The 2,500-nt window shown below is 57.7% G+C and carries 2 rRNA genes (1 of these 2 cut by a window edge); both read left to right on the top strand.

Features of this window, described 5'->3' with window-relative positions:
- Window positions 1–2,153, top strand: a 23S ribosomal RNA gene (locus COUCH_RS00010) (it extends 956 nt beyond the left edge of the window).
- A gap of 94 nt (window positions 2,154–2,247) precedes the next feature.
- A 5S ribosomal RNA gene (gene rrf / locus COUCH_RS00005) occupies window positions 2,248–2,364 on the top strand.
- Window positions 2,365–2,500: the final 136 nt, after the last annotated feature.

Here is a 2,500-nt window from a genome sequence, read left to right as displayed (position 1 = left end):
GTCTAGGGGGCCTACAAGCTTACCGAAATCAGCCAAACTCCGAATGCCGGTAAGTGAGAGCGCGGCAGTGAGACTGCGGGGGATAAGCTTCGTAGTCGAGAGGGAAACAGCCCAGATCACCAGCTAAGGCCCCTAAGCGTGTGCTAAGTGGAAAAGGATGTGGGGTCGCATAGACAACCAGGAGGTTGGCTTAGAAGCAGCCATCCTTTAAAGAGTGCGTAATAGCTCACTGGTCAAGTGGTTCCGCGCCGACAATGTAGCGGGGCTCAAGCACACCGCCGAAGCTGTGGCACTCACACAATAACTCCGCTGCGATCCTTGAGGTTGTGGTGCAGGTGTGTGGGTGGGTAGGGGAGCGTCGTGCTACCAGAGAAGCGGCGGGGTGACCCAGCCGTGGAGGTTGCACGAGTGAGAATGCAGGCATGAGTAGCGAATGAAGGGTGAGAAACCCTTCCGCCGGATGACCAAGGGTTCCAGGGCCAGGCTAATCCGCCCTGGGTGAGTCGGGGCCTAAGGCGAGGCCGAGAGGCGTAGTCGATGGATAACGGGTTGATATTCCCGTACCCGCGTAGGAGCGCCCATGACGAACCTTGCTGTGCTAACCACGTGATCTGCCGGCGGCCTTCGGGTCAAGGGTAGTGAGCCTGGGAACCTGGTGGGTAGTAGTCAAGCGATGGGGTGACGCAGGAAGGTAGCTGATCCCGGCCGGTGGTTGTGCCGGGGTAAGCGTGTAGGCCGTGCCATAGGCAAATCCGTGGCGCATTGAGGCTGAGACGTGATGCCGAGCCGATTCAGGTGAAGTCAGTGATCCTATGCTGCCGAGAAAAGCCTCTAGCGATGTTCCGAGCGGCCCGTACCCCAAACCGACACAGGTGGTCAGGTAGAGAATACCGAGGCGACGGGCGAACTGTGGTTAAGGAACTCGGCAAATTGCCCCCGTAACTTAGGGAGAAGGGGGGCCGGACGCGTGAAGGCACTTGCTGCTGGAGCGTGGTATGGCCGCAGAGAGCAGGGGGAAGCGACTGTTTACTAAAAACACAGGTCCATGCGAAGTCGTAAGACGATGTATATGGACTGACGCCTGCCCGGTGCTGGAACGTTAAGGGGACCTGTTAGCTCTTCGGGGCGAAGCGGAGAACTTAAGCGCCAGTAAACGGCGGTGGTAACTATAACCATCCTAAGGTAGCGAAATTCCTTGTCGGGTAAGTTCCGACCTGCACGAATGGCGTAACGACTTCCCCACTGTCTCAACCACAGGCCCGGCGAAATTGCAGTACGAGTAAAGATGCTCGTTACGCGCGGCAGGACGGAAAGACCCCGGGACCTTTACTATAGCTTGACATTGGTATCTGAATGCAATTGTGTAGGATAGGTGGGAGCCGGTGAAGCTCGGACGCCAGTTCGGGTGGAGGCAATCTTGAAATACCACTCTGTTGGATTTGGGTATCTAACTTGCGGCCCTGATCGGGTCGAGGGACAGTGTCTGGTGGGTAGTTTAACTGGGGCGGTTGCCTCCTAAAAGGTAACGGAGGCGCCCAAAGGTTCCCTCAGCCTGGTTGGCAATCAGGTGTTGAGTGTAAGTACATAAGGGAGCTTGACTGTGAGACTGACAGGTCGAGCAGGGACGAAAGTCGGGACTAGTGATCCGGCACTTGCGTGTGGAAGCGGTGTCGCTCAACGGATAAAAGGTACCCCGGGGATAACAGGCTGATCTTCCCCAAGAGTCCATATCGACGGGATGGTTTGGCACCTCGATGTCGGCTCGTCGCATCCTGGGGCTGTAGCAGGTCCCAAGGGTTGGGCTGTTCGCCCATTAAAGCGGTACGCGAGCTGGGTTTAGAACGTCGTGAGACAGTTCGGTCCCTATCCGCCGTGCGCGTTGGATACTTGAGAAGGGCTGTCCCTAGTACGAGAGGACCGGGACGGACGAACCTCTGGTGTGCCAGTTGTCCCGCCAGGGGCACGGCTGGTTGGCTACGTTCGGAAGGGATAACCGCTGAAAGCATCTAAGCGGGAAGCTCGCTTCGAGATGAGGTATCCCACCACCTTGAGTGGGTAAGGCTCCCAGCTAGACGACTGGGTTGATAGGCCGGAGATGTAAGCCAGGTAACTGGTTCAGTCGACCGGTACTAATAGGCCGAGGGCTTAACCACCCTAAACTTGATCCTCTATGCGTCCACTGTGTGATTCACAGCAAACAACCATCCCCGGCATGCTGGGTGTGTTGGTTGTACCGCTGATAGGTGTTTCGGTGGTTATAGCGGAGGGGAAACGCCCGGTCTCATTCCGAACCCGGAAGCTAAGCCCTCCAGCGCCGATGGTACTGCACTCGGGAGGGTGTGGGAGAGTAGGACGCCGCCGGACTCAACGTGGGTGACGCCCGTCCAGGACTACGGTCCAGGACGGGCGTCACTTTTTTTATGCCCACCCCCCTTTATCGGGGTGGTGTGGCCGGCCCGGTTACGGGACCGGCCATTCTGCGTTTCTGGGACCTGGGTCA

It is taken from the genome of Couchioplanes caeruleus (genome assembly GCF_023499255.1).
Classification (GTDB): Bacteria; Actinomycetota; Actinomycetes; order Mycobacteriales; family Micromonosporaceae; genus Actinoplanes; species Actinoplanes caeruleus_A.
The sequence above is the reverse complement of the archived record's forward strand: the minus strand, read 5'-3'. Positions and strand labels throughout refer to the sequence as shown.